The sequence below is a fragment of the Melaminivora sp. genome, assembly GCF_032059615.1.
Taxonomy (GTDB): domain Bacteria; phylum Pseudomonadota; class Gammaproteobacteria; order Burkholderiales; family Burkholderiaceae_C; genus Melaminivora.
In genome coordinates, this window is record NZ_DAMCAM010000020.1 from 1 (window position 1) to 21,499 (window position 21,499).

A 21,499-nucleotide genomic window follows, 5' to 3' on the forward strand; every position below is an offset into this window, starting at 1 on the left:
ACGCCAAGGCCGTGCTGCTGGCCACGGGCGGCGCGGGCCGCATCTTCGCGGCCTCGACCAACGCCTTCATCAACACCGGCGATGGCCTCGGCATGGCCGCGCGCGCCGGCATTCCGCTGCAGGACCTGGAGTTCTGGCAGTTCCACCCCACGGGCGTCGCCGGTGCGGGCGTGCTGCTGACCGAGGGCTGCCGCGGCGAGGGCGCCATCCTCCTGAACAGCGAAGGCGAGCGCTTCATGGAGCGCTACGCCCCCACCCTGAAGGACCTGGCGCCGCGCGACTTCGTCTCGCGCTCGATGGACCAGGAGATCAAGGAAGGGCGCGGCTGCGGTCCGAACAAGGACTACATCCTGATGAAGCTCGACCACCTGGGGGCGGACACCATCCGAAAGCGCCTGCCCTCGGTGGAGGAAATCGGCCACAACTTCGCCAACGTGGACATCACCAAGGAGCCGATACCCGTGGTGCCCACCATCCACTACCAGATGGGCGGCATCCCGACCAACATCCACGGCCAGGTTGTGACCTGGGACGGCGAGAAGAGCAACGTGGTGCCCGGCCTGTACGCGGTGGGCGAGTGCTCGGCCGTGTCGGTGCATGGCGCCAACCGCCTGGGCACCAACTCGCTGCTGGACCTGCTGGTGTTCGGCAAGGCCGCCGGCCGCCACATCGTGCAGTTCGTGCGCGAGTTCGGCGAGCACCACAACGTGCCGGCCGACGCGGCCGAGCGCACGCTGGCGCGCCTGAACCAGATCGAGGGCAACTCCGGCGGCCTGTACGCGCAGGACGTGGCCAATGAGATCCGCCAGACCATGCAGCAGCACGCCGGGGTGTTTCGGACGCAAAAGAGCATGGACGAGGGCGTCGCCAAGATCGCCGAGATCCGCCAGAAGGTGCAGGCCATCGGCCTCAAGGACCACTCCAAGGTCTGGAACACCGCGCGCATGGAGGCGCTGGAGGTGGACAACCTGATCGAGGCCGCGCAGGCCACCATGGTCTCGGCGGCGGCGCGCCACGAGTGCCGCGGCGCGCACACGGTCTATGACTATGAGCACCCTGCCGACCACCCCACGGCGCCGCTGGGCCGCAACGACCAGGAATGGCTCAAGCACACGCTGTGGCACAGCGCCACCAACAGCCTGACCTACAAGCCCGTGAACATGCAGCCCCTGAGCGTGGAGAGCATCCCGCCCAAGGTCCGCACGTTCTGACCGCCCCGTCGCACGAAAGAGATACGCAATGCAACGCACTTTCAAGATCTATCGCTACGACCCGGACAAGGACGCCAAGCCCTACATGCAGACCGTGCAGGTAGAGCTGGACGGCCACGAGCGCATGCTGCTCGACGCCCTGGTCAAGCTCAAGGCGCAGGACCCGACCCTGTCGTTCCGCCGCTCCTGCCGCGAGGGCGTGTGCGGCTCGGACGCCATGAACATCAATGGCAAGAACGGCCTGGCCTGCCTGACCAACATGCGCACGCTGTCGGGCGACATCGTCCTGAAGCCCCTGCCCGGCCTGCCCGTGATCCGCGACCTGATCGTGGACATGACGCAGTTCTTCAACCAGTACCACTCGATCAAGCCCTACCTGCAGAACGACGAGCCGGTCTCGCCGTCCAAGGAGCGCCTGCAGTCGCCCGAGGAGCGCGAGGAACTGAACGGCCTGTACGAGTGCATCCTGTGCGCGAGCTGCTCCACCGCCTGCCCGAGCTTCTGGTGGAACCCGGACAAGTTCGTCGGCCCGGCGGGCCTCCTGCAGGCCTACCGCTTCATCGCCGACAGCCGCGACAAGGCCACCAGCGAGCGGCTGGACAACCTGGAAGACCCGTACCGGCTGTTCCGCTGCCACACCATCATGAACTGCGTGGACGTGTGCCCCAAGGGCCTGAAGCCCGCCGCCGCGATCAGCAAGATCCGCGAGCTGATGGTGCGCCGCGCCATCTGATCGGGCTTTCGTGGCTGAAGGCGACACCTGGCTCGACGAGCGCGAAACCGCCGTGCTGCGCTGGCGCTGCCGGCGCGGCCTGGTGGAGAACGACCTGTTCATCGAGCGCTTTTTCAACACCCACGGACAGCGCCTGAGCAGCGCCCAGGCGCGCGGCCTGGGCCAGCTCATGGACCTGTCCGACAACGACCTGCTGGACCTGCTGCTTGCCCGCAAGGAGCCGGCCGGCGACCTGGACACCGACGAGGTGCGGACCGTGCTGGCGCAGATGCGAAAGCGCAGCTGACGCGCTGCCGCCCGGTCGTTCCATCACCCCTGTCCGCACCCTCCCACAGCCCAACACAACCGAAGGAAACCGCAAATGAAACTGGCAGACAACAAGGCGACGCTATCGTTCAGCAACGGCAGCCCGAGCGTGGAGCTCCCCGTCTATCAAGGCACCATCGGCCCGGACGTGGTGGACATCCGCAAGCTCTACGGCCAGACGGGCATGTTCACCTATGACCCGGGTTTCCTGTCCACGGCCGCATGCCAGTCGTCGATCACCTACATCGACGGCGACAAGGGCGAGCTGCTGTACCGCGGCTACCCCATCGAGCAGCTGGCCACCAAGTGCGACTACCTGGACACCTGCTACCTGCTGCTCAACGGCGAGCTGCCGGGCCAGAGCGAGCGCGACAGTTTCCACAAGCTGGTGCTCAAGCACACCATGGTGCACGAGCAGATGCAGTTCTTCCTGCGGGGCTTTCGCCGCGACGCCCACCCCATGGCCGTGCTGACGGGCCTGGTGGGCGCGATGTCGGCCTTCTATCACGACAGCACCGACATCAATAACCCCAAGCACCGCGAGATCGCCGCCATCCGCCTGATCTCCAAGATGCCGACCCTGGTGGCCATGGCGTACAAGTACGGCATCGGCGAGCCCTACATGTACCCGCGCAACGACCTGTCGTATGCCGGCAACTTCCTGCGCATGATGTTCGGCACGCCCTGCGCCGAATACCAGGTCAACCCGGTGCTGGAGCGCGCGCTCGACCGCATCTTCATCCTGCACGCCGACCACGAGCAGAACGCCTCCACCTCCACCGTGCGTCTGTGCGGCAGCTCGGGCACCAACCCGTTCGCGGCGATTGCCGCCGGCGTGGCCTGCCTGTGGGGTCCGGCGCACGGCGGTGCCAACGAGGCGGCGCTGAACATGCTCGAAGACATCCAGGCCAACGGCGGCATCGAGAAGGTCGGCGAGTTCATCAACCAGGTCAAGGACAAGAACTCGGGCGTGCGCCTGATGGGCTTTGGCCACCGCGTGTACAAGAACTACGACCCGCGCGCCAAGCTGATGCAGGAGACCACCAACGAGGTGCTCGAAGCCCTGGGCCTGCACAACGACCCGCTGTTCGCCTTGGCCAAGAAGCTCGAGCAGATCGCCCTGGAGGACGACTACTTCGTGCAGCGCAAGCTCTACCCGAACGTGGACTTCTACTCGGGCATCGTGCAGCGCGCCATCGGCATCCCGACCAAGCTGTTCACCGGCATCTTCGCGCTGGCCCGCACCGTGGGCTGGATCGCCCAGCTGAACGAGATGATCGCCGACCCCGAGTACAAGATCGGCCGTCCGCGCCAGCTGTTCGTCGGCTCGCCGCGCCGCGACGTGCCCGACCTGGCGCAGCGCTGATCGTCCGCCCCCAGGGCCCAGGGCTGCCGCCCTTGCCCCTCGGCCCGCAGGTGCCATGCCTGCGGGCTTTTTCGTTTTGTGCGTCCGTGGCCTACAGTCGGACGTTCATCCGCATATGACTCAACCGCCAGAAAAAGAAAGGCTCCTCCCATGAAGTCACGCGCCGCCGTCGCCTTTGCCGCCGGACAACCCCTGCAAATCGTCGAGATCGACGTGGCTCCCCCGAAAGCCGGCGAAGTGCTGGTGCGCATCACCCACACCGGCGTGTGCCACACCGACGCGTTCACGCTCTCGGGCGACGACCCGGAAGGCGTCTTCCCGGCGGTGCTCGGGCACGAGGGCGCGGGCATCGTGGTGGAGGTCGGCGAGGGCGTGACCAGCGTGCAGCCGGGCGACCACGTCATTCCGCTGTACACGGCGGAGTGCGGCGAGTGCCTGTTCTGCAAGAGCGGCAAGACCAACCTGTGCGTGGCCGTGCGCGCCACGCAAGGCAAGGGCCTGATGCCCGACGGCACGACGCGCTTTTCCTACAACGGCGAGCCGATCTACCACTACATGGGCTGCTCGACGTTTTCCGAGTACACCGTGGTGGCCGAGGTGTCGCTGGCCAAGGTCAGCCCGGAGGCCAATCCCGAGCAGGTCTGCCTGCTGGGCTGCGGCGTGACCACCGGCCTGGGCGCCGTGAAGAACACGGCCCGCGTGCAGCCGGGCGACACGGTGGCCGTGTTCGGCCTGGGCGGCATCGGCCTGGCCGTGGTGCAGGGCGCAAAGCTCGCCGGCGCCGGGCGCATCATCGCCATCGACACCAACCCGGCCAAGTTCGATCTGGCGCGCACCTTTGGCGCCACCGACTGCGTGAATCCGAAGGACCACGACCAACCCATCCAGCAGGTCATCGTCGAGATGACCGGCTGGGGCGTGGACCACAGCTTCGAGTGCATCGGCAACGTCAACGTGATGCGCGCGGCGCTGGAGTGCGCGCACCGCGGCTGGGGCCAGAGCGTGATCATCGGCGTGGCCGGCAGCGGCCAGGAGATCAGCACGCGGCCCTTCCAGCTGGTCACCGGCCGCAAGTGGCTGGGCACGGCGTTTGGCGGCGTCAAGGGCAGGAGCGAGCTGCCCGGCATGGTCGAGGACGCCATGGCCGGGCGCATCGAGCTGGCGCCCTTCGTCACGCACACCATGCCGCTGACCGATATCAACGAGGCTTTCGACCTGATGCACCGGGGCGAATCCATTCGCTCGGTGGTGCACTACGTGGACTGACAAACCCGGTCCACTACCAAAAAAAGAGCTGCAGCTCCAGGCGTTGCAACGCTTTGCGCATGTTTTTATTGCGAAAGTGACACCGGCCCAAGAGCTGCAGCTATCAAACAAGGAGCACGCATGTCCCAGACCCCTGAACTGCTGAGCACCCACGCCTGCTTTGGCGGCGAGCAGCGCTTCTACCGCCATGCCTCGCGCGAGATAGGCCTGCCGATGCGCTTTGCCGTCTTCCTGCCGCCGCAGGCGCTGGGCGGCACGCCCGTGCCGGCGCTCATCTACCTGGCGGGCCTGACCTGCACCGAGGAGACCTTCCCCGCCAAGGCCGGCGCGCAGCGCCTGGCGGCCGAGCTGGGCCTGGCGCTCATAGCCCCCGACACCAGCCCGCGCGGCGCCCGCGTACCTGGCGAGGACGAAGCCTGGGACTTCGGCGTGGGCGCGGGCTTCTATCTCGACGCCACGCAGGCGCCCTGGGCCAGGCACTGGCGCATGGAATCCTGGCTTGTGGCCGAGCTGCTGCCGCTCCTGGCTGAGCACCTGCCCATCGCCGGCGACCGCCTGGGCCTCGCCGGCCACAGCATGGGCGGCCACGGCGCGCTCACCCTGGCGCTGCGCCACCCGGGCCGCTTCAAAAGCCTGTCGGCCCTGGCCCCCATCTGCGCGCCCACGCGCTGCCCCTGGGGCGAGAAGGCCTTCACCGGCTACCTGGGTGCCGACCGCAAGGCCTGGGGTGCGCACGACGCCACCGAACTCATGAGCGCCCAGGCCGCCGCGCCCTACCCCGGCGGCCTGCTGATCGACCAGGGCCTGGACGACAAATTCCTGGCCGAGCAGCTGCACCCGCACCTGTTCGAGGCCGCCTGCGAGGCCGCCGGCCAGCCGCTCACGCTGCGCCGCCACGCCGGCTACGACCACGGCTACTACTTCGTGCAGACCTTCATGGACGACCACCTGCGCCACCACGCACGCCAGCTCGCCGGCTGACGCGCGCCCGGGCCGCGCTACGCCCTTTGCCCGGTCTTGGCAAGGCCTGCGCTATTCGCAGCGCCCGCGTGCGAGATCTCTTGGCAAAGGCGCGGCGCGCCCGCACAATCGGGCCCTTGCGCCCTGCGGGTGCAACACACACAAGCCATGGCCCGGACAACCCCGTTGCCCGGGCTTTTCTCCGTCTGGCCAGGCACGTCCTCTGCCAGCGCTGCCCGCAGCCGCTTTGCCCTCCAGACAAGAGACACTTCGAACAACCGCCCACAAGGGAGCCCCACATGCTGCGCAAACCCGCCATCACCCTGTCGTCGCTGGACATGGACCGCATCGAGGCGCTGCTGGAAAAAAGCAGCGCGCCCTTTCCCGGCCGCGACCAGCTGGAGGCCGAACTCGACCGCGCCGACGTGCTCGACCCCAAGGACATGCCGCCCAACGTGGTGACCATGAACTCCACCGTGCAGTTCACCATCCTGGAGACGAAGAAGACCAGCACCCTGACCCTGGTCTATCCGAAGGAAATGGACGGCTCGGGCGACAAGGTCTCGGTCTTCGCGCCCGTGGGCATCGCCCTGCTGGGCCTGGCCGTGGGCGACGAGTTCGAGATGCCCAGCCCCACCGGCCAGGTCACGGTGCGGGTGGACTCCATCACCTTCCAGCCCGAGAGCGCCGGCGAGCTGCACCGCTGAACGAGCAGCCGCACCGCACGACGAAAAAAGGCAGCCTCGGCTGCCTTTCGTGTTTCTGCACCTCGGGGTGCCTGGGGTGCGCCCCCGGCCGCTCAGGCCAGCGACAGCCGCTGGCGCGCGGCCCGGTACTCGCGGTCCAGGCGCTCGACCAGCTCGGCCGCGGGCACCACCGCATCCACCGCGCCAATGCCCTGGCCGCAGCCCCAGATGTCCTTCCAGGCCTTCTTGGCGTCACCGCCGAAGTTCATCTTGCTCGGGTCGGACTCGGGCAGGTGGTCCGGGTCCAGACCGGCCGCGCGGATCGACGGCGCCAGGTAGTTGCCGTGCACGCCGGTGAACAGGTTGCTGTAAACGATGTCGTCGGACGTGCCCTCGACGATGGCCTGCTTGTAGGCCTCCTGCGCGCGCGCCTCGTGCGTGGCGATGAAGGCCGAGCCGATGTAGGCAAAGTCGGCGCCCATGGCCTGCGCCGCCAGCACTGCGCCGCCCGTGGCGATGGCGCCGGACAGCGCCACCGGGCCGTCGAACCACTGGCGGATCTCCTGCACCAGGGCGAACGGGCTCTTGACGCCCGCATGTCCGCCCGCGCCGGCGGCCACGGCGATCAGGCCGTCGGCGCCCTTCTCGATTGCCTTGTGGGCAAACCGGTTGTTGATGATGTCATGCAGCACCACGCCGCCCCAGCCGTGCACGGCCTGGTTCACGTCCTCGCGTGCGCCCAGGCTGGTGATGACGATGGGCACCTTGTACTTGGCGCAGACCTGCATGTCGTGCTCGAGCCGGTCGTTGCTCTTGTGCACGATCTGGTTGATGGCGAACGGCGCGGACGGGCGGTCGGGGTGCGCCTTGTCCCAGGCAGCGAGCGTTTCGGTGATCTCGGCCAGCCAGTCATCGAGCTGCTCGGCCGGGCGGGCGTTGAGCGCCGGCATGGAGCCGACGATGCCGGCCTTGCACTGCTCGATCACGAGCTGGGGGTTGCTGATGATGAACAGCGGCGAGCCGATGACGGGCAGGCGCAGGTTCTGCAGGACGGGGGGCAAAGGCATGAAGTCTCCTGAAAGGGGCGATGCTGGTTTTATGTCGGCTGGATCAGAACGCTTCCGGGGCCAGCGCCATGACGCTGCCCGCGCCCTGCACGATCTCGTCGCGCAGGCCGGGCGCGCGCACCAGGATGTGCTCGGCATAGAAGCGGGCGGTGGCGATCTTGGCGGCGAGGAAGGCCTCGTCCTGTCCCTGACCGGACAGTTTCTCGGCCACCAGCAGGGCGCGCGCCAGCTGCCAGCCGGCCACCAGGTTGCCCGCCAGCATCAGGTAGGGGACGCTGCCGGCAAAAGCGGCGTTGGGGTCCTGCTTGCCCTGGGCGGCGACGAAGTCCACCACCTCCAGGAAGGCCTGGCGCGCGGCCTGCAGGCGCGCGGCCATGGCGCGTGCGGCCTCGCTGCCGCTGGCGCCCAGTTCGCCCTCGGTCTTCTCGATCTGCGCGGCAATGGCGCGCGCCGTGGTGCCGCCGTCGCGCAGCGTCTTGCGCCCCACCAGGTCGTTGGCCTGGATGGCCGTCGTGCCCTCGTAGATGGGCAGGATGCGCGCGTCGCGGTAGTACTGCGCGGCGCCCGTCTCCTCGATGAAGCCCATGCCGCCATGCACCTGCACGCCGAGCGACGTCACCTCCAGGCTCATCTCGGTGGAAAAACCCTTGACCAGCGGCACCATGAATTCGTAGAAGGTGGCGTTGTCGCTGCGCACCGTGGCGTCCGCGTGCTGGTGCGCCGCGTCGTAGGCGGCGGCGGCCACCAGCGCCATGGCGCGGCAGCCCTCGGTCAGCGCGCGCATAGTCATCAGCATGCGGCGCACGTCCGGGTGGTGGATGATGGTGGCGCTGCCGCGTACGCTGCCATCGACCGGGCGGCTCTGCACGCGCTCGCGGGCATAGGCCACGGCCTTCTGGTAGGCGCGCTCGGCAATGGCGATGCCCTGCACGCCCACGGCATAGCGCGCGGCGTTCATCATGATGAACATGTATTCGAGGCCGCGGTTCTCCTCGCCCACCAGCCAGCCCACTGCCCCGCCGTGGTCGCCAAATTGCAGCACCGCCGTGGGCGAGGCCTTGATGCCCAGCTTGTGCTCGATGGATACGCAGTGCGCGTCGTTGCGCGCGCCCAGGCTGCCGTCCTGGTTGACCAGGAACTTGGGCACCACGAACAGGCTGATGCCCTTGACGCCCTCGGGAGCGCCGGCCACGCGCGCCAGCACCAGGTGGACGATGTTGTCCGCCATGTCGTGCTCGCCGTAGGTGATGAAAATCTTGGTGCCGAAGATCTTGTAGGTGCCGTCGGGCTGGCTCTCCGCGCGCGTGCGCACCAGCGCCAGGTCCGAGCCCGCCTGGGGCTCGGTCAGGTTCATGGTGCCGGTCCACTCGCCCGAGACCAGCTTCTCCAGGTAGGTGCTCTTGAGCTCGTCGCTGCCGGCCGTGAGCAGCGCCTCGATGGCGCCGTCGGTGAGCAGCGGGCACAGGGCAAAGCTCAGGTTGGCGCTGTTGAGCATCTCCACGCAGGCCGCGCCGATGGTCTTGGGCAGGCCCTGGCCGCCGAAGTCGGTGGGGTGCTGCAGGCCCTGCCAGCCGCCTTCGGTGAACTGGACATACGCCTGCCTGAAGCCCGGCGTGGTGGTGACGGCGCCGTCCTTCCACGACGAGGGGTTCTGATCGCCCGCGACGTTCAGCGGCGCCACCACGCCCTCATTGAAGCGTGCGCACTCTTCCAGCACGGCGGTGGCGGTATCGAGCCCCGCCTCCTCGAAGCCGGGCATCTGCGCGATCTGCGCGATGTCTGCCAGATGCTCGATGGCAAACAGCATGTCCTTGACGGGGGCGGTGTAGCTCATGACTTCCTCGACGATGTCAGCGTGAAAACAAAGAAAACCGGCGGATGGGTGAAAAAAAAGGCATCGCAAGCGATGCCTTGGCGCGCTGCCGTACTAGCGCGGCGCGGGGCCTCAGAGGGCCTGGACCAGCTCGGGCACGGCCTCGAAGAGGTCGGCCTCCAGGCTGTAGTCGGCAATGCCGAAGATGGGCGATTCCGGGTCCTTGTTGATGGCCACGATGACCTTGGAGTCCTTCATGCCGGCCAGGTGCTGGATGGCGCCCGAGATGCCGATGGCGATGTAGAGCTGCGGCGCGACGATCTTGCCCGTCTGGCCGACCTGCAGGTCGTTGGGGGCGTAGCCGGCGTCCACCGCCGCGCGCGAGGCGCCGATGGCCGCGCCCAGCTTCTCCGCCAGGGGCGTGAGCACGCTCTGGAACTTCTCGGCGCTGCCCAGGGCCCGGCCGCCGGAGATGATGACCTTGGCGGCCGTGAGTTCGGGACGGTCGCTCTTGGTCACCTCGCGGCCGACGAAGCTGCTCTTGCCGCTGTCGGCCACGGCCTGCACGGCTTCGACCGGGGCGCTGCCGCCGCTGGCCGCGGCCGCGTCAAACCCGGTGCCGCGCACGGTGATGACCTTGACGCTGTCGCTGCTCTGCACGGTGGCAATGGCGTTGCCGGCGTAGATGGGGCGCTCGAAGGTGTCGGGGCTGTCCACGCGGGTGATGTCGCTCACCTGGGCCACGTCCAGCTTGGCAGCCACGCGCGGGGCGACGTTCTTGCCGCTGGCCGTGGCCGGGAACAGGATGTGGTTGTAGCCGCCGGCACGGGCGACTTCGAGCACCTGGGCAGCCAGGTTTTCGGCCAGGCCGTCCTTGAGCGATGCGCCGTCGGCGTGCAGCACCTTGGCAACGCCGGCAACCTGGCTGGCAGCCTGGGCGGCGGCCTGGGCGTTCTCGCCGGCGACCAGCACGTGCACGTCGCCGCCGCAGGCCAGGGCCGCGGTGACGGTGTTGAGGGTGGCGCCCTTGAGGCTCGCGTTGTCGTGTTCAGCAATGACGAGTGCAGTCATGGGATGTTCTCTCTGTCTGGTTGCAGGCCGTCAGATGACCTTGGCTTCGTTGCGCAGCTTGTCCACCAGGGTGGCCACGTCGGGCACGCGGATGCCGGCGCCGCGCTTGGCGGGCTCGGCCACCTTCAGCGTCTTGACGCGCGGGGCGATGTCCACGCCCAGGTCCTCGGGCTTGAAGGTGTCGAGCTGCTTCTTCTTGGCCTTCATGATGTTGGGCAGCGTGACGTAGCGCGGCTCATTGAGGCGCAGGTCGGTGGTGATCACGGCGGGGAGCGTGAGGCCCACGGTCTCCAGGCCGCCGTCGACCTCGCGTGTCACGTTGACCTTGTCGCCGGCCATCTCGACCTTGCTGGCGAACGTGGCCTGCGGCAGGTCGGCCAGGGCGGCGAGCATCTGGCCGACCTGGTTGGAGTCGTCGTCGATGGCCTGCTTGCCCAGGATCACGAGCTGGGGCTGCTCCTTGTCCAACACCGCTTTGAGCAGCTTGGACACGGCCAGGGGCTGCAGGTCGGCGTCGGCCGGCGTCTCCACCAAGATGGCGCGGTCGGCGCCAATGGCCATGGCGGTGCGCAGCGTCTCCTGCGCCTGCGTGGGGCCGCAGGAGATGGCGATGACCTCGGTGACGACGCCCTTTTCCTTCAGGCGCACGGCCTCCTCGACGGCGATCTCGTCAAAGGGGTTCATGCTCATCTTGACGTTGGCGGTGTCCACACCCGTGCCGTCCGACTTCACGCGGACCTTCACGTTGTAGTCCACCACGCGCTTGACGGGGACCAAAACCTTCATTGCAGCGGCTCCTTCGAAGATGGTTGATTGCTGGCTTGATTGACGTTCACGTAAACCGGCCCATTCTATTGCGCGGCGCTGCCGGCAACACGGCCCAAAAAGAAAACGAACGGTCGTGCTTTTCGATGATTATGCCAGCCTGCTTGCGGCTGGTCGAGCCCGGCGGCGACAGGGGCGCCCGGCCGGGCCGGGCGGCGGGTTCAGGCGGCGCTGGCAGCCTGCTTCCACGCGGGCTGGCGCTTCTCGGCGAAGGCGCGCGCGCCCTCCTGCGCGGCGTCGTCCATCATGTTGGTGGCCATGGCCTGGCCGGCGAGCTGATAGGCGGCGTCCAGCCCCAGCTCGCGCTGCTGGTGCACCAGGGCCTTGCCCATGGCGATGGCCACGCGGGGCTTCTCCACGATGGACTGCACCAGGGACTCGACCTCGGCGTCCAGCCGCCCGGGCGCCACCACGCGGTTGACCAGTCCTTCGGCCAGCGCCGTCTGCGCGTCGATGAAGTCGCCCGTGAGCAGCATCTCCATGGCCCGCTTGGCCGGCACGTTGCGCACCAGAGGCACGCTGGGCGTGGCGCAGAACAGGCCGTAGTGGATGCCGCTGGTGGCAAAGCTGGCCTCATACGTCGCCACCGCCAGGTCGCACTGGGCGACCAGCTGGCAGCCGGCGGCCGTGGCCATGCCATGCACGCGGGCGATGACCGGCACCGGCAGCTTGTGGATGGACAGCATCACGCGGCTGCACTGGGCAAACAGCTGCTGGTACCAGGCCAGCTGCGGGTGGGCGGCCATGTCCTTGAGGTTGTGCCCGGCGCAGAAGGCCTTGCCGCTGGCGGCCAGCACCACGGCGCGCGCATCCTCGTCGTGCGCCACCTCGTCGAGCGCGTGCTGCAGGGCGTCCAGCATCTCGCCGCCCAGGGCGTTGAAGCGTTTGGGGTCGTTCAGCGTCAGCGTGTACACGCCGCGCGCGTCGCGCTCGAGCAGTACCAGCGCAGCAGGTTCGGTCATGGCTTTCTCTTCCTTCGGTTCACAGATCGGCCAGCACGCGCAGGTGCGCCTCCACGCTGCGGGCCAGCGGCCCCATCATGTAGCCGCCCTCCAGGCACGAGACGATGCGGTTTTTCGAGAAGCGCCGCGCCACGTCCTTGATGCGCATGGTGATCCAGGTGTAGTCCTGCTCGGTCAGGCCGAGCTGGCCCATGTCGTCCTCGCGGTGGGCATCGAAGCCCGCGGAGACGAAGATCATCTCGGGCTTGAAAGCCTCCAGGCGCGGCATCCAGATCATCTCGACGATGTCGCGCACGTCCATGCCCTTGGTGTAGGCGGGCACGGGCACGTTGAGCATGTTGGCCGCCGGGTTCTGGTCGCCGCTGAACGGGTAGAACGGGTGCTGGAAGATGCCCACCATCAGCACGCGCGGGTCGCCCGCGAGGATGTCCTCGGTGCCGTTGCCGTGGTGCACGTCGAAGTCCACCACCGCCACGCGCTTGAGGTGGTAGCGCTCCAGCGCATATTTGGCGGCAATGGCCACGTTGTTGAAGAAGCAAAAGCCCATGGCCTTGGCGCGCTCGGCGTGGTGCCCGGGCGGGCGCACGCTGCAAAAGGCGTTCTCCAGATCGCCGTTCATGACCGCGTCGGTGGCGGCCAGCGCCGCCCCGGCGGCACGTAGCGCGGCCTGCCAGGTGTGGCGGTTCATGGCGGTGTCGGTGTCGATCTGGGCGTGGGGCGGGCCGCCCGCGTCCTCCTCCTCGACCAGGCGCTCGCACATGCCGCGCAGCGCGGCCACGTACATGCGGTCGTGCGCGAGCTCGATGTCGGCCAGGGGTGCCAGCGGCACGTCGCGACGCTCCAGCGCATCGGCGATGCCGGTGGCGATCAGGCGGTCCTCGATGGCGTCCAGCCGCGCCGGGCATTCCGGATGGCCGGCCCCCATCTCGTGCAGCCAGAAGTCGCGGTGGCTGTAGTAACCGGTCTTGCCCGTAGTCATTGTCCCCTTGCCCCTTGAGTTTTTTCCGATAACGTGGCGCCGCATGATGCACGCACAAAGCAAGATCCAGGCGCTTCTTGACCAGCTTAACACGGTGATCGTGGGCAAAAATGCCCAGGTGCGCGACTGCGTGGCCTGCCTGCTGGCGGGCGGCCACCTGCTGATCGAGGACCTGCCCGGCGTGGGCAAGACGACCCTGGCGCATGCCCTGGCACGCACCTTCGGCCTGCAGTTTGCGCGCGTGCAGTTCACCGCCGACCTGATGCCCAGCGATCTCACGGGCGTGTCCGTTTATGAGCGAGGCAGCCAGGCCTTTGCCTTTCACCCCGGCCCGGTCTTCACCCAGGTGCTGCTGGCCGACGAGATCAACCGCGCCAGTCCGCGCACGCAAAGCGCCCTGCTCGAGGCCATGGAGGAAAAGCAGGTCTCCGCCGAAGGCGCCACGCGCGCCCTGCCCGAGCCCTTCTTCGTCATCGCCACGCAGAACCCGCAGGAGCAGCTGGGCACCTTCGCCCTGCCCGAGAGCCAGCTCGACCGCTTCCTGATGCGCATCTCGCTGGGCTACCCCGACCGCGCCGCCGAGCGCCTGCTGCTGGCCGGCAGCGACCGCCGCGGCATGGTGGACAGCCTGCTGCCCCTGCTCACGCATGCCGAGCTGGCCGGCCTGCAGCAGCAGGTGCTGGCCGTGCACACGTCCGACGCGCTGCTGGGCTACGTGCAGGACCTGATCGCCGCGACGCGCTCGGGCCGCTGGTTCGTGCAGGGCCTGTCGCCGCGCGCCGGCATCGCCCTGGTGCGCGCGGCCAAGGCCCAGGCGCTGATCGACGGGCGCGACTACGTAGCCCCCGACGATGTGCAGGCCATCATCGCCCAGACCATCGCGCACCGGCTGGTGCCGCTGGGCGATGCCGGGCGAGGCAGCGTCGAGCAGGTACGCGCCCTGCTGGAGGCGGTGGCGCCGTGAGGGCTGCTGCCGGGGCAGCCCGGGTCTGGCCGCATCAGCGCCTGGCAGGGCGCTGGCGCCGCTGGTGGAGCGCGCGGCTGCCGCGCAGCGACACACTGGTGCTGGGCCAGCGCAACCTCTACGTGCTGCCCACGGGCTCAGGCTGGATGCTGGCGGCCACCCTGCTGGTGCTGCTGGTGGGCTCCATCAACTTCCAGCTCAACCTGGGCTATCTGCTGACCTTTCTGCTCGCCGGCAGCGCGCTGGCCAGCATCCCCCTGGCCCACGCCACGCTGCGCGGCCTGTCGCTGCACCTGGTCGCGCCCGAACCCACTTTCGTCGGCTCGGCCGCCACCCTGCAGGTGCAGCTGCACAGCCGCCGGCGCCGGCCGCGCCATGCCGTCGCCCTGGCGGTGCACGGCAGCGGCCACTGGGCGCTGGCCGACGTGCCGGCCGAAGGCAGCGCCAGCGTGCAGTTGACGTTCGCGCCCGCGCGGCGCGGCCTGCAGGACGCGCCGCTGCTGACGGCGCAGACGCTCTACCCGCTGGGCATTCTGCGCGTGTGGACGCTGTGGCGCCCTGCGGCGCCGCTGCTGGCCTACCCGCGCCCGGAAGACCCGGTCCCGCCGCTGCCGCCTGGCCAGCCCCAGGCCGGCGGCGGCGCCAGCGCCGCGGCCCCGGGCACGGGCGATTTCGAGGGCGTGCGCGCCTACCGCCGCGGCGACCCGCTGCGGCTGATCGTCTGGAAGAAGGCGGCCCGTGCACTGGCCAGCGGCAGCAGCGAACTGGTCAGCCGCGACAGCCACGCCGAGCAGCGCCACAGCCTGTGGCTGGACGCCGCCGCCACCGGCCTGGCCGACCCTGAGGCGCGGCTGTCGCGCCTGGCCAGCTGGGTGCTGCAGGCCGACCGCCTGGGGCTGGACTACGGCCTGCGCCTGCCCGGGCAGGCCATCGCCCCGGCCAGCGGCCCGGCGCACAGGCGCCGCTGCCTGGAGGCACTGGCCCTGGCATGAAATCCCGCGCAAACCCAGGCATGACAACGAGATGCAGCTATTTTTTGAGTAGCTTTCCGGGAGCGCGCCCGTGAACCTGCGCAGCCGGGCCGCCCACCTGCCACGGGAAACGCGCGACACGCTGTTCCTGCTGCTGGTCATCGCCCTGTGCCTGGCACCCCTGGCGGCGCACATCCCTGCCTGGGCCAGCGCCATGGCCGCGCTGCTGCTGGCCTGGCGCGCCCTGCAGGGCTGGCGCGCGCGGCCGCTGCCCGGGCGCTGGACCACGCGCGCGCTGCTGGCCACGGTCCTGGCCCTCACGCTGCTGACGCACCGCACCATCCTCGGCTACGAGGCCGGCGTCACGCTGATCGCCATGCTGCTGGCGCTCAAGACGCTGGAGCTGCGCGCGCGGCGCGACGCCATGGTGGTGTTCTTCCTGGGCTTCTTCACGCTGCTGGCCAACTTCTTCTTCTCGCAGTCGCTCCTGACGGCCGCCGCCATGCTGCTGGCGCTGCTGGGCCTGCTCACGGCGCTGGTCAACGCCCACCGCCCGGTGGGCCGGCCGCCGCTGCACGAGAGCCTGCGCACCGCGGGGGCCATGACGCTGCTGGGCGCGCCGGTGATGGTGGCGCTGTTCCTGGTCTTCCCACGCATGGCGCCGCTGTGGGGCGTGCCCGCCGACCTGGCCCAGGGGCGCAGTGGCCTGTCCGGGCAGATGCGCATCGGCAGCGTGGCCGAGCTGGCGCTCGACGAGAGCGTGGCCCTGCGCGTGCGCTTCGAGGACGGCGCCCGCCCGCCGCCACAGGAGAGCCTGTACTTTCGCGGCCCGGTGCTCACCGTGTTCGACGGGCGGGAATGGCAGGCCCTGGGGCAGACCGCAGCGGGCCGCCCTTTCTGGGGCCCGTCGGCGCCCGCGCGGCTGCAGGTGCAGGGCGAGCCCGTGCGCTACGAGATCACGCTCGAGCCCAGCTACCGGCCGTGGCTGCTGGTGCTGGACGCCGCCGACGAGGCGCCCGCCCTGCCCGCCGGCTACCACCCCTTCATGACGCAGGACCTGCAGTGGCTGGCCGCGCGCCCCATCACCAGCGTGCTGCGCTACCAGGCGCAGAGCCACCTGGCCTTTCGCCACGGCCCGCTGGCGGACAGCGCCGAGCTGCGCGTGCACCGCGAGCTGCCCGCGGGGCTGAACCCGCGCACCCGGGCCCTGGCACGCGAGCTGCAGGGCAGTGCGGCCGCAGGCGACACCGAGGCCTTCGTGCGCGCGGCGCTGGCGCGGCTGCGCGCAGGCGGCTATCGCTACACGCTGGAGCCCGGCCTGTACGGCGAACACACGGCCGACGCGTTCTGGTTCGAGCGCAAGCAGGGTTTCTGCGAGCACATCGCCTCGGCCTTCGTGGTGCTGATGCGCTCGGGCGGCGTGCCGGCCCGCATCGTGACGGGCTACCAGGGCGGTCGGCTCAACGACATCGACGGCTACTGGACCGTGCGCCAGAGCGACGCCCATGCCTGGGCCGAGGTGTGGATGGAGGAACGCGGCTGGGTGCGCGTGGACCCGACGGCCGCCATCTCGCCCGACCGCACCGCCCTGCCCCAGCGCCTGACACCCGCGCGCAGCGGCCTGGGCAGCGCCGTGGAGGTGGTGGTCAGCCCGAACGCCCTGCGCCGCCTGCGCGTCGTGTGGGAGGCGGCCAACAACCGCTGGAACCAGTGGGTGCTCAACTACACCCAGGACCGGCAGCTGGGCCTGCTGCGCAGCCTGGGCGTGGACGCGCCCGACTGGCGCGACCTGCTGCGCGTGCTGGCGGGCACGGTCGCCGCCGCCGGCCTGGCGGGCCTGGCCTGGGCGGCGCTGCAGCGGCGCCGGCAGGACCCGTGGCAACGCCTGCTGCAGCGCGCGCGCCAGCGCCTGGCCCGCGCCGGCCTGGCGCTGCCCGCGCACCTGCCGCCGCGCGCCATGGCTGAGCGCGCGCGCGACCATTTCGGCAGCGCCGCCGAGCCTGCGGCGCTGTGGCTGCTGCGTGTGGAGCAGGCGCGCTACGCCCCCGTGCCCGCCACGGCCCTGGCCCAGCTGCAGCGCGAGCGGCGCCGCCTGCGCTGGCCCCGCGCAGTGCGCGGTGCATGAGGCAGTTCAGGGCCGCTGCATCCGGCAGCTGCTGGGCAGCTGCGCCTGGTCGGCCGGAATCTGGCGCACCACCCGAAAACCGTAGCCCGAGCCTTCCACGTCGAACGGCACGCCTGGCGCACCCACCCTGTCCATGACACCCACCACCAGCTGCTGCTGGAACTGGTGGTCTTCGGCGCGCATGCGCCCGCGCTGGCCGTGCAGCGACACGTCCGCCGTCTCCAGCGCCCGCGCCACGGCCACGGCATCGGTGCCGCCCGCACGCTCCAGTGCCTGCGCCAGCGCCTCGACCATGAGCTGCATGCGCATGTGCACATAGTCGTCCTGCGGGCGCGGAAAGCGCTCGCGAAAGGACCGGTAGAAGGCCTCGCTGCCGGCCGTGGGCAGGTTGGGCAGCCAGTCGGCCACGGCCACCACGCGGTCCACGCCGGCGTCGCCCAGGGCCGCTGGCGCCCCCAGGGCGTTGCCATAGAAGGTGTAGAACATGCCGCTCCAGCCCACCTCGCGCGCGGCCTTGACCAGCAGGGTCAGGTCGTTGCCCCAGTTGCCGGTGATGACCGCCTGCGCGCCGCTGGCCTTGATCTTCACGGCGTAGGGCGCGAAGTCCTTGACGCGGCCCACGGGGTGCAGCTCCTCGCCGACGATGGCCACGTCCGGGCGCTGGCGCGCCAGCTGGTGCCGCGCCTCGCGCAGCACCGCCTGGCCGAAGCTGTAGTCCTGGCCGATCAGGTAGACCTGCGACAGCTGCTTGTCGCCGCGCAGCACCTCCATCAGCGCCGCCATGCGCATGTCGGCGTGCGCGTCGAAGCGAAAGTGCCAGAAGCTGCACTTCTCGTTGGTCAGGATGGGGTCGACGGCGGAATAATTCAGGAACAGCACGCGCCGCTCGGGCTCGCGCTGGTTGTGCTTGTTGATGGCTTCGATCAGCACCGCCGCGGTGGCCGAGGAGTTGCCCTGCAGGATGACGCGCGCCCCATCGTCGATGGCCGTGCGCAGCGCCGACAGCGCCTCCTCGTTCTGCCCCTTGCTGTCGTAGCGCAGCAGCTGCAGGGGCCGGCTGCCGCCGGCAGCGGCCGGCAGGCGCACGCCGCCGCGGCCGTTCACCCGCTCGATGGCCCAGGCGACATTGCGAAACACCGCCTCGCCCGTATTGGCGAAACTGCCGGACAGGCTCTCGACCAGCGCCACCTTGATGGGCGCGCCAGGGGTCGCTGCGGAGGGCTGGGCCAGCACGCCCCAGGAGGCGCTGGCTGTGCAGAAGGACAGGGCCGCAAGGGCGGCTCGACGGGAAAACAGGGTCATTCGTGGTCAAGCAGAACAGGTCGAAACGGGGTGCAGCCCAAGCGGGGCGCCGCAACGGGACTGATTCTGCGAGGCTGCGCGAACGCTGTGGCTGTCCAGCCTGAAAATAATCGGATCAAAAGAAAAGCCGGCAAAAGCCGGCAAAAGATTGTAACTTTACCTACGAATGACGGCAAAAGACACCTGATCGAGACATTTTCACTGCACCAGGAAGTCGCCCGCCCAACATCTTTCATCCTTCAGCCAAAAGACGTCATTTCTCCGTAAATGACCCAGGAAGCAAAGAAATTTTGCAGGCTGTTCATGCATGCGGTCGGGATTGGCTCAGGACGGGTCCTCGCCGTCCTGCCGGGCATCGTTGTGCAGCGGGGACTCCTGTCCGGGCACGTCGTGCTGCGCATCCGTCGGCAGGGTTGCGTCGGGCGATGCTCCGGGTGCCGGCAGAGGCGCCAGCGCAGCGGCCGGCAGGCTCGTCGGCGCCGCGACGGGCTGGGACTGGGCCGGCGGGATCAGGAGCGGCAGTGACTCGTCCTGCGCGCCCGCCGGCAGCAGCGGCACGTAGCGCTCGAACAGCTGGAAGAAGCGGTCGTAGAACTGGCTGTCGCGCAGCGTCTCGCTGCCCACCTTGACCAGCGTGTCGTCGGTGGCGCTGACCGGCAGCGACACCGATCCAATGCCGCCCACCCCCAGCGAGGCCGAGTTGTTGACCTTCTTGATGACGTAGCGGTCCTGCAGGGCGCTGGCGAAGACGGAGGTGTTCTGGCCCTGGGCCCCTTCCGGCGCGCAGACGATGCGCAGTTCGATGGCGTAGTGCGTGTCGGTCTGGGGCTGGTAGTACTTGCGCCCGGCCACCAGGTCGGCGCTGGCCGTGTGCACCAGGTAACCCTGGCTCAGCAGCGCGCGCCGCGCGGCCTCGCAGGTGCGCTCCTGCGGCGCACCGACGTGGCGCATGAAGGTGCCGGAGCTGTCGAAATCGTTGGGCTTGAACGGAACGACGCCCCGCTCCAGCGCCGGGACGGAGTCGGGAATGGCGGAGCAGGCGGCAAGCGCCAGGGCAAGGGTGGCGGCGATCGCGGTGCGCAGGCGGAACGGACGAGGATTCATGGGTGGGGCGTGGTGAAGCGGTGAAGAGGGTCCGCCCTGGGGTTGCGCGGCCTGCCGGACGGGCTCTTGAAAACGCATCCGCCATGCACATTTGGAGACCATCGGGCCGGCGACGCACATGCCGACCTCAACTGTCATTCAAGGCAAGGAACCTGAACCATGATTTTCGCACCCGTCATCCGCCGCGCCGCCGTTGCCACTCCGCATGCCGCCGATCTGGCCCTGCAGCGCTTTTTGCAGTCCACCGTGTCCGCCCAGGCCGGCGTGCGGCTGGAGCAGGACGACAAGACCATCACCCTGAACCTGGACGTGCCTGGCCTGGCGCGCGAGCAGCTGGCCATCACCATCGAGGGCGCCCGCGTGAGCGTGGCCAGCATCGAGGGCGCGCCGCGCCGCGTCAGGCGCTCCTGGGAGTTTGCCCAGGAAATCGATGCTGCCGCCAGCTCGGCCAGGCTCGAACACGGCGTGCTGAGCCTGAGCCTGGCCAAGGTGCTGCCCGAAAGCCGCGCCGTGACCCTGGCCATCCAGTAAGCAGGTGCCAGCTGCGCCTTCCGCGGGCGCAGGCGGAAAACCAGGGGCTGCCACACGGCAGCCCTTTTTGCTTCTTTTTAAATAGCGAACAACCGTTGACCCATAACGGCTCAAGCCCCAAAACCCTCAGCTCAAAATGATGGGGCCGATGGCCGGAGCGGGTGGCGCCAGGGCCGCCGCGCCCCGCTCCAGCGCCCGCGCGCGGTACTCGCTCGGGCTGCAGCCCGCGTGGGCGCGAAAGGCCCGGCTGAAGTGCGTGCTGCTGGAAAAGCCCCAGGCCAGGGCGATGTCGGTGACCGGGCGCTGTGCCTGGGTGGCATCCGCCAGCGCCCGGGCGCAGCCCTGCAGGCGCCGCCGCTGAATGATGACCGCCAGCGTCTCCTCGTCCTCGGACATGGCGTTGTACAGGTGGCGCCGGCTGCAGTTGAGGGCGCGCGCCACGCGCTCGACGTTCAGACCCGGGTCGGCCAGGTGCCGGTCGATGTAGTGCAGGATGCGGTCGCGCAGCGCCTCGCGCTGGGTCAGCTGGGTGGGCTGGCCGGCGCGTTCGAGCAGCGCCAGCTGCACCAGCTGCGTGATCACGTCGGCCAGCCCGTCGCCGGCGCGCGGCGACAGGCCGGGCAGCTCGTCGAACGCAGAGCGCATGGCGTCCCAGGCCAGGCGCGAGACGCCCGAGCGGCCCGAGAAGCGCTGCACCATCAGCTCGTCGAGCGCCAGGCGCCGCTCGGGCAGCAGATCCTTGGGGATCATCAGCACCAGCTGGCTCACCGACCCGGGGTTGGTGACGGCGTAGGAGCGCGTGGTGTCATAGATGCTCCACTCGCCTGGCGACAGCCAGACCTGGCGGCCGTCCTGCTCGAAGCAGGCACGCCCCTCCATCTGTGCGACCACCTTCAGGTAGGCACGGTCGCTGTTGCGGATGCTGCCGGGCGTGCGCACCACGCGGTGCCGGCTCACGTGCAGGTGGCACAGGTTGACGTAGCCGGCCTGCCCCGAGACGATGCGCCCGCTGAAGGCCTCGTCGCCGAAGGCGTCGGACTCCAGCCCGCCAATGAGGCGCCAGACGGCGTCGCCCCACAGGCGCAGCCGCTCACCCGGCGCAACGGCGTCGGTGCTCAGCTCGATCAGGGGATGGGTCATGCGTCTCTCCAGCGTCGGTGGCGCGGATGCGCGCGGTTGCGGCGCCGCCCACCAGGGGCGTTTTGCATTTTGACATCCTCCTTCGACCGGGGCCCAGGCATGGCCGTGGTGGTCGGG

At 69.4% G+C, this 21,499-nt stretch carries 20 protein-coding genes; 11 read left to right on the forward strand and 9 right to left on the reverse strand.

The features are described from left to right. The 7 genes from RT051_RS06235 to rnk all read left to right on the forward strand — a co-directional run. Positions 1–1,211 (forward strand): FAD-binding protein (locus tag RT051_RS06235; RefSeq protein WP_313073760.1); only part of this gene is annotated, 1,211 nt, incomplete at its 5' end. A gap of 28 nt (positions 1,212–1,239) precedes the next feature. Continuing rightward, the gene (locus RT051_RS06240) at positions 1,240–1,944 is read left to right on the forward strand and encodes a succinate dehydrogenase iron-sulfur subunit (RefSeq protein WP_313073763.1); all 705 of its coding nucleotides are present in this window, start codon (positions 1,240–1,242) and stop codon (positions 1,942–1,944) included. Positions 1,945–1,954: 10 nt separating this feature from the next. After that, positions 1,955–2,230 (forward strand): succinate dehydrogenase assembly factor 2, encoded by a 276-nt coding sequence (locus tag RT051_RS06245; RefSeq protein WP_313073766.1) that lies wholly within the window; start codon positions 1,955–1,957, stop codon positions 2,228–2,230. A gap of 75 nt (positions 2,231–2,305) precedes the next feature. Then, a complete protein-coding gene (locus RT051_RS06250) occupies positions 2,306–3,616 on the forward strand; it encodes a citrate synthase (RefSeq protein WP_313073769.1) in 1,311 nt (436 codons plus the stop codon). Positions 3,617–3,766: 150 nt separating this feature from the next. Further along, positions 3,767–4,882 (forward strand): S-(hydroxymethyl)glutathione dehydrogenase/class III alcohol dehydrogenase, encoded by a 1,116-nt coding sequence (locus RT051_RS06255; RefSeq protein WP_313073772.1) that lies wholly within the window; start codon positions 3,767–3,769, stop codon positions 4,880–4,882. A gap of 120 nt (positions 4,883–5,002) precedes the next feature. Beyond that, on the forward strand, positions 5,003–5,863 hold the full coding sequence (gene fghA / locus RT051_RS06260; RefSeq protein ID WP_313073774.1) for an S-formylglutathione hydrolase: 861 nt from the start codon (positions 5,003–5,005) through the stop codon (positions 5,861–5,863). Positions 5,864–6,141: 278 nt separating this feature from the next. Beyond that, on the forward strand, positions 6,142–6,549 hold the full coding sequence (gene rnk, locus RT051_RS06265; RefSeq protein ID WP_313073777.1) for a nucleoside diphosphate kinase regulator: 408 nt from the start codon (positions 6,142–6,144) through the stop codon (positions 6,547–6,549). A 92-nt stretch (positions 6,550–6,641) separates the two neighbouring features. Here the strand turns inward: rnk and RT051_RS06270 are convergent, their stop codons facing one another. From RT051_RS06270 to RT051_RS06295, 6 genes are all read right to left on the reverse strand, one after another. Next, complete coding sequence (locus RT051_RS06270) at positions 6,642–7,595, reverse strand: nitronate monooxygenase family protein (protein ID WP_313073780.1); 954 nt, start codon at positions 7,593–7,595, stop codon at positions 6,642–6,644. Between the two features lie 43 nt (positions 7,596–7,638). After that, the gene (locus RT051_RS06275) at positions 7,639–9,429 is read right to left on the reverse strand and encodes an acyl-CoA dehydrogenase (protein ID WP_313073783.1); all 1,791 of its coding nucleotides are present in this window, start codon (positions 9,427–9,429) and stop codon (positions 7,639–7,641) included. 111 nt (positions 9,430–9,540) lie between these two features. Beyond that, a complete protein-coding gene (locus RT051_RS06280; RefSeq protein ID WP_313073785.1) occupies positions 9,541–10,479 on the reverse strand; it encodes an FAD-binding protein in 939 nt (312 codons plus the stop codon). Between the two features lie 30 nt (positions 10,480–10,509). Continuing rightward, positions 10,510–11,265: an electron transfer flavoprotein subunit beta/FixA family protein gene (locus RT051_RS06285; RefSeq protein WP_313073788.1), complete on the reverse strand. Its 756-nt coding sequence runs from the start codon at positions 11,263–11,265 to the stop codon at positions 10,510–10,512. Between the two features lie 200 nt (positions 11,266–11,465). Continuing rightward, positions 11,466–12,266, reverse strand: coding sequence for an enoyl-CoA hydratase (locus tag RT051_RS06290; protein WP_313073791.1), 801 nt, complete (start codon positions 12,264–12,266; stop codon positions 11,466–11,468). Positions 12,267–12,285: 19 nt separating this feature from the next. Then, complete coding sequence (locus RT051_RS06295; RefSeq protein WP_313073794.1) at positions 12,286–13,245, reverse strand: histone deacetylase family protein; 960 nt, start codon at positions 13,243–13,245, stop codon at positions 12,286–12,288. Between the two features lie 46 nt (positions 13,246–13,291). Between RT051_RS06295 and RT051_RS06300 the strand changes: the two genes are divergently transcribed. The 3 genes from RT051_RS06300 to RT051_RS06310 all read left to right on the forward strand — a co-directional run bounded on the left by RT051_RS06300 (position 13,292) and on the right by RT051_RS06310 (position 17,305). After that, positions 13,292–14,209: a MoxR family ATPase gene (locus RT051_RS06300; protein WP_313073878.1), complete on the forward strand. Its 918-nt coding sequence runs from the start codon at positions 13,292–13,294 to the stop codon at positions 14,207–14,209. Then, a complete protein-coding gene (locus RT051_RS06305) occupies positions 14,206–15,201 on the forward strand; it encodes a DUF58 domain-containing protein (RefSeq protein WP_313073797.1) in 996 nt (331 codons plus the stop codon). Before RT051_RS06300 ends, RT051_RS06305 begins: the two co-directional genes overlap by 4 nt. Before the next feature lie 70 nt (positions 15,202–15,271). Then, on the forward strand, positions 15,272–17,305 hold the full coding sequence (locus RT051_RS06310; protein WP_313073800.1) for a DUF3488 and transglutaminase-like domain-containing protein: 2,034 nt from the start codon (positions 15,272–15,274) through the stop codon (positions 17,303–17,305). A gap of 6 nt (positions 17,306–17,311) precedes the next feature. On the opposite strand, the gene RT051_RS06315 is transcribed toward RT051_RS06310, so the two are convergent. Beyond that, positions 17,312–18,607: a branched-chain amino acid ABC transporter substrate-binding protein gene (locus RT051_RS06315; RefSeq protein ID WP_313073802.1), complete on the reverse strand. Its 1,296-nt coding sequence runs from the start codon at positions 18,605–18,607 to the stop codon at positions 17,312–17,314. Positions 18,608–18,931: 324 nt separating this feature from the next. Continuing rightward, positions 18,932–19,711 carry a DUF2242 domain-containing protein gene (locus RT051_RS06320; RefSeq protein ID WP_313073805.1) on the reverse strand — a complete coding sequence of 260 codons (780 nt, stop codon included), beginning with the start codon at positions 19,709–19,711 and terminating at the stop codon, positions 18,932–18,934. 159 nt (positions 19,712–19,870) lie between these two features. Here RT051_RS06320 and RT051_RS06325 point away from each other — a divergent pair, with 159 nt between their 5' ends. Continuing rightward, entirely contained in the window at positions 19,871–20,242 is a 372-nt protein-coding gene (locus RT051_RS06325; RefSeq protein ID WP_313073808.1) for an Hsp20/alpha crystallin family protein, read from the forward strand. A gap of 126 nt (positions 20,243–20,368) precedes the next feature. Here RT051_RS06325 and RT051_RS06330 read toward each other — a convergent pair whose 3' ends face one another. Further along, positions 20,369–21,382 carry a helix-turn-helix domain-containing protein gene (locus tag RT051_RS06330; RefSeq protein WP_313073811.1) on the reverse strand — a complete coding sequence of 338 codons (1,014 nt, stop codon included), beginning with the start codon at positions 21,380–21,382 and terminating at the stop codon, positions 20,369–20,371. Positions 21,383–21,499 lie beyond the last annotated feature (117 nt).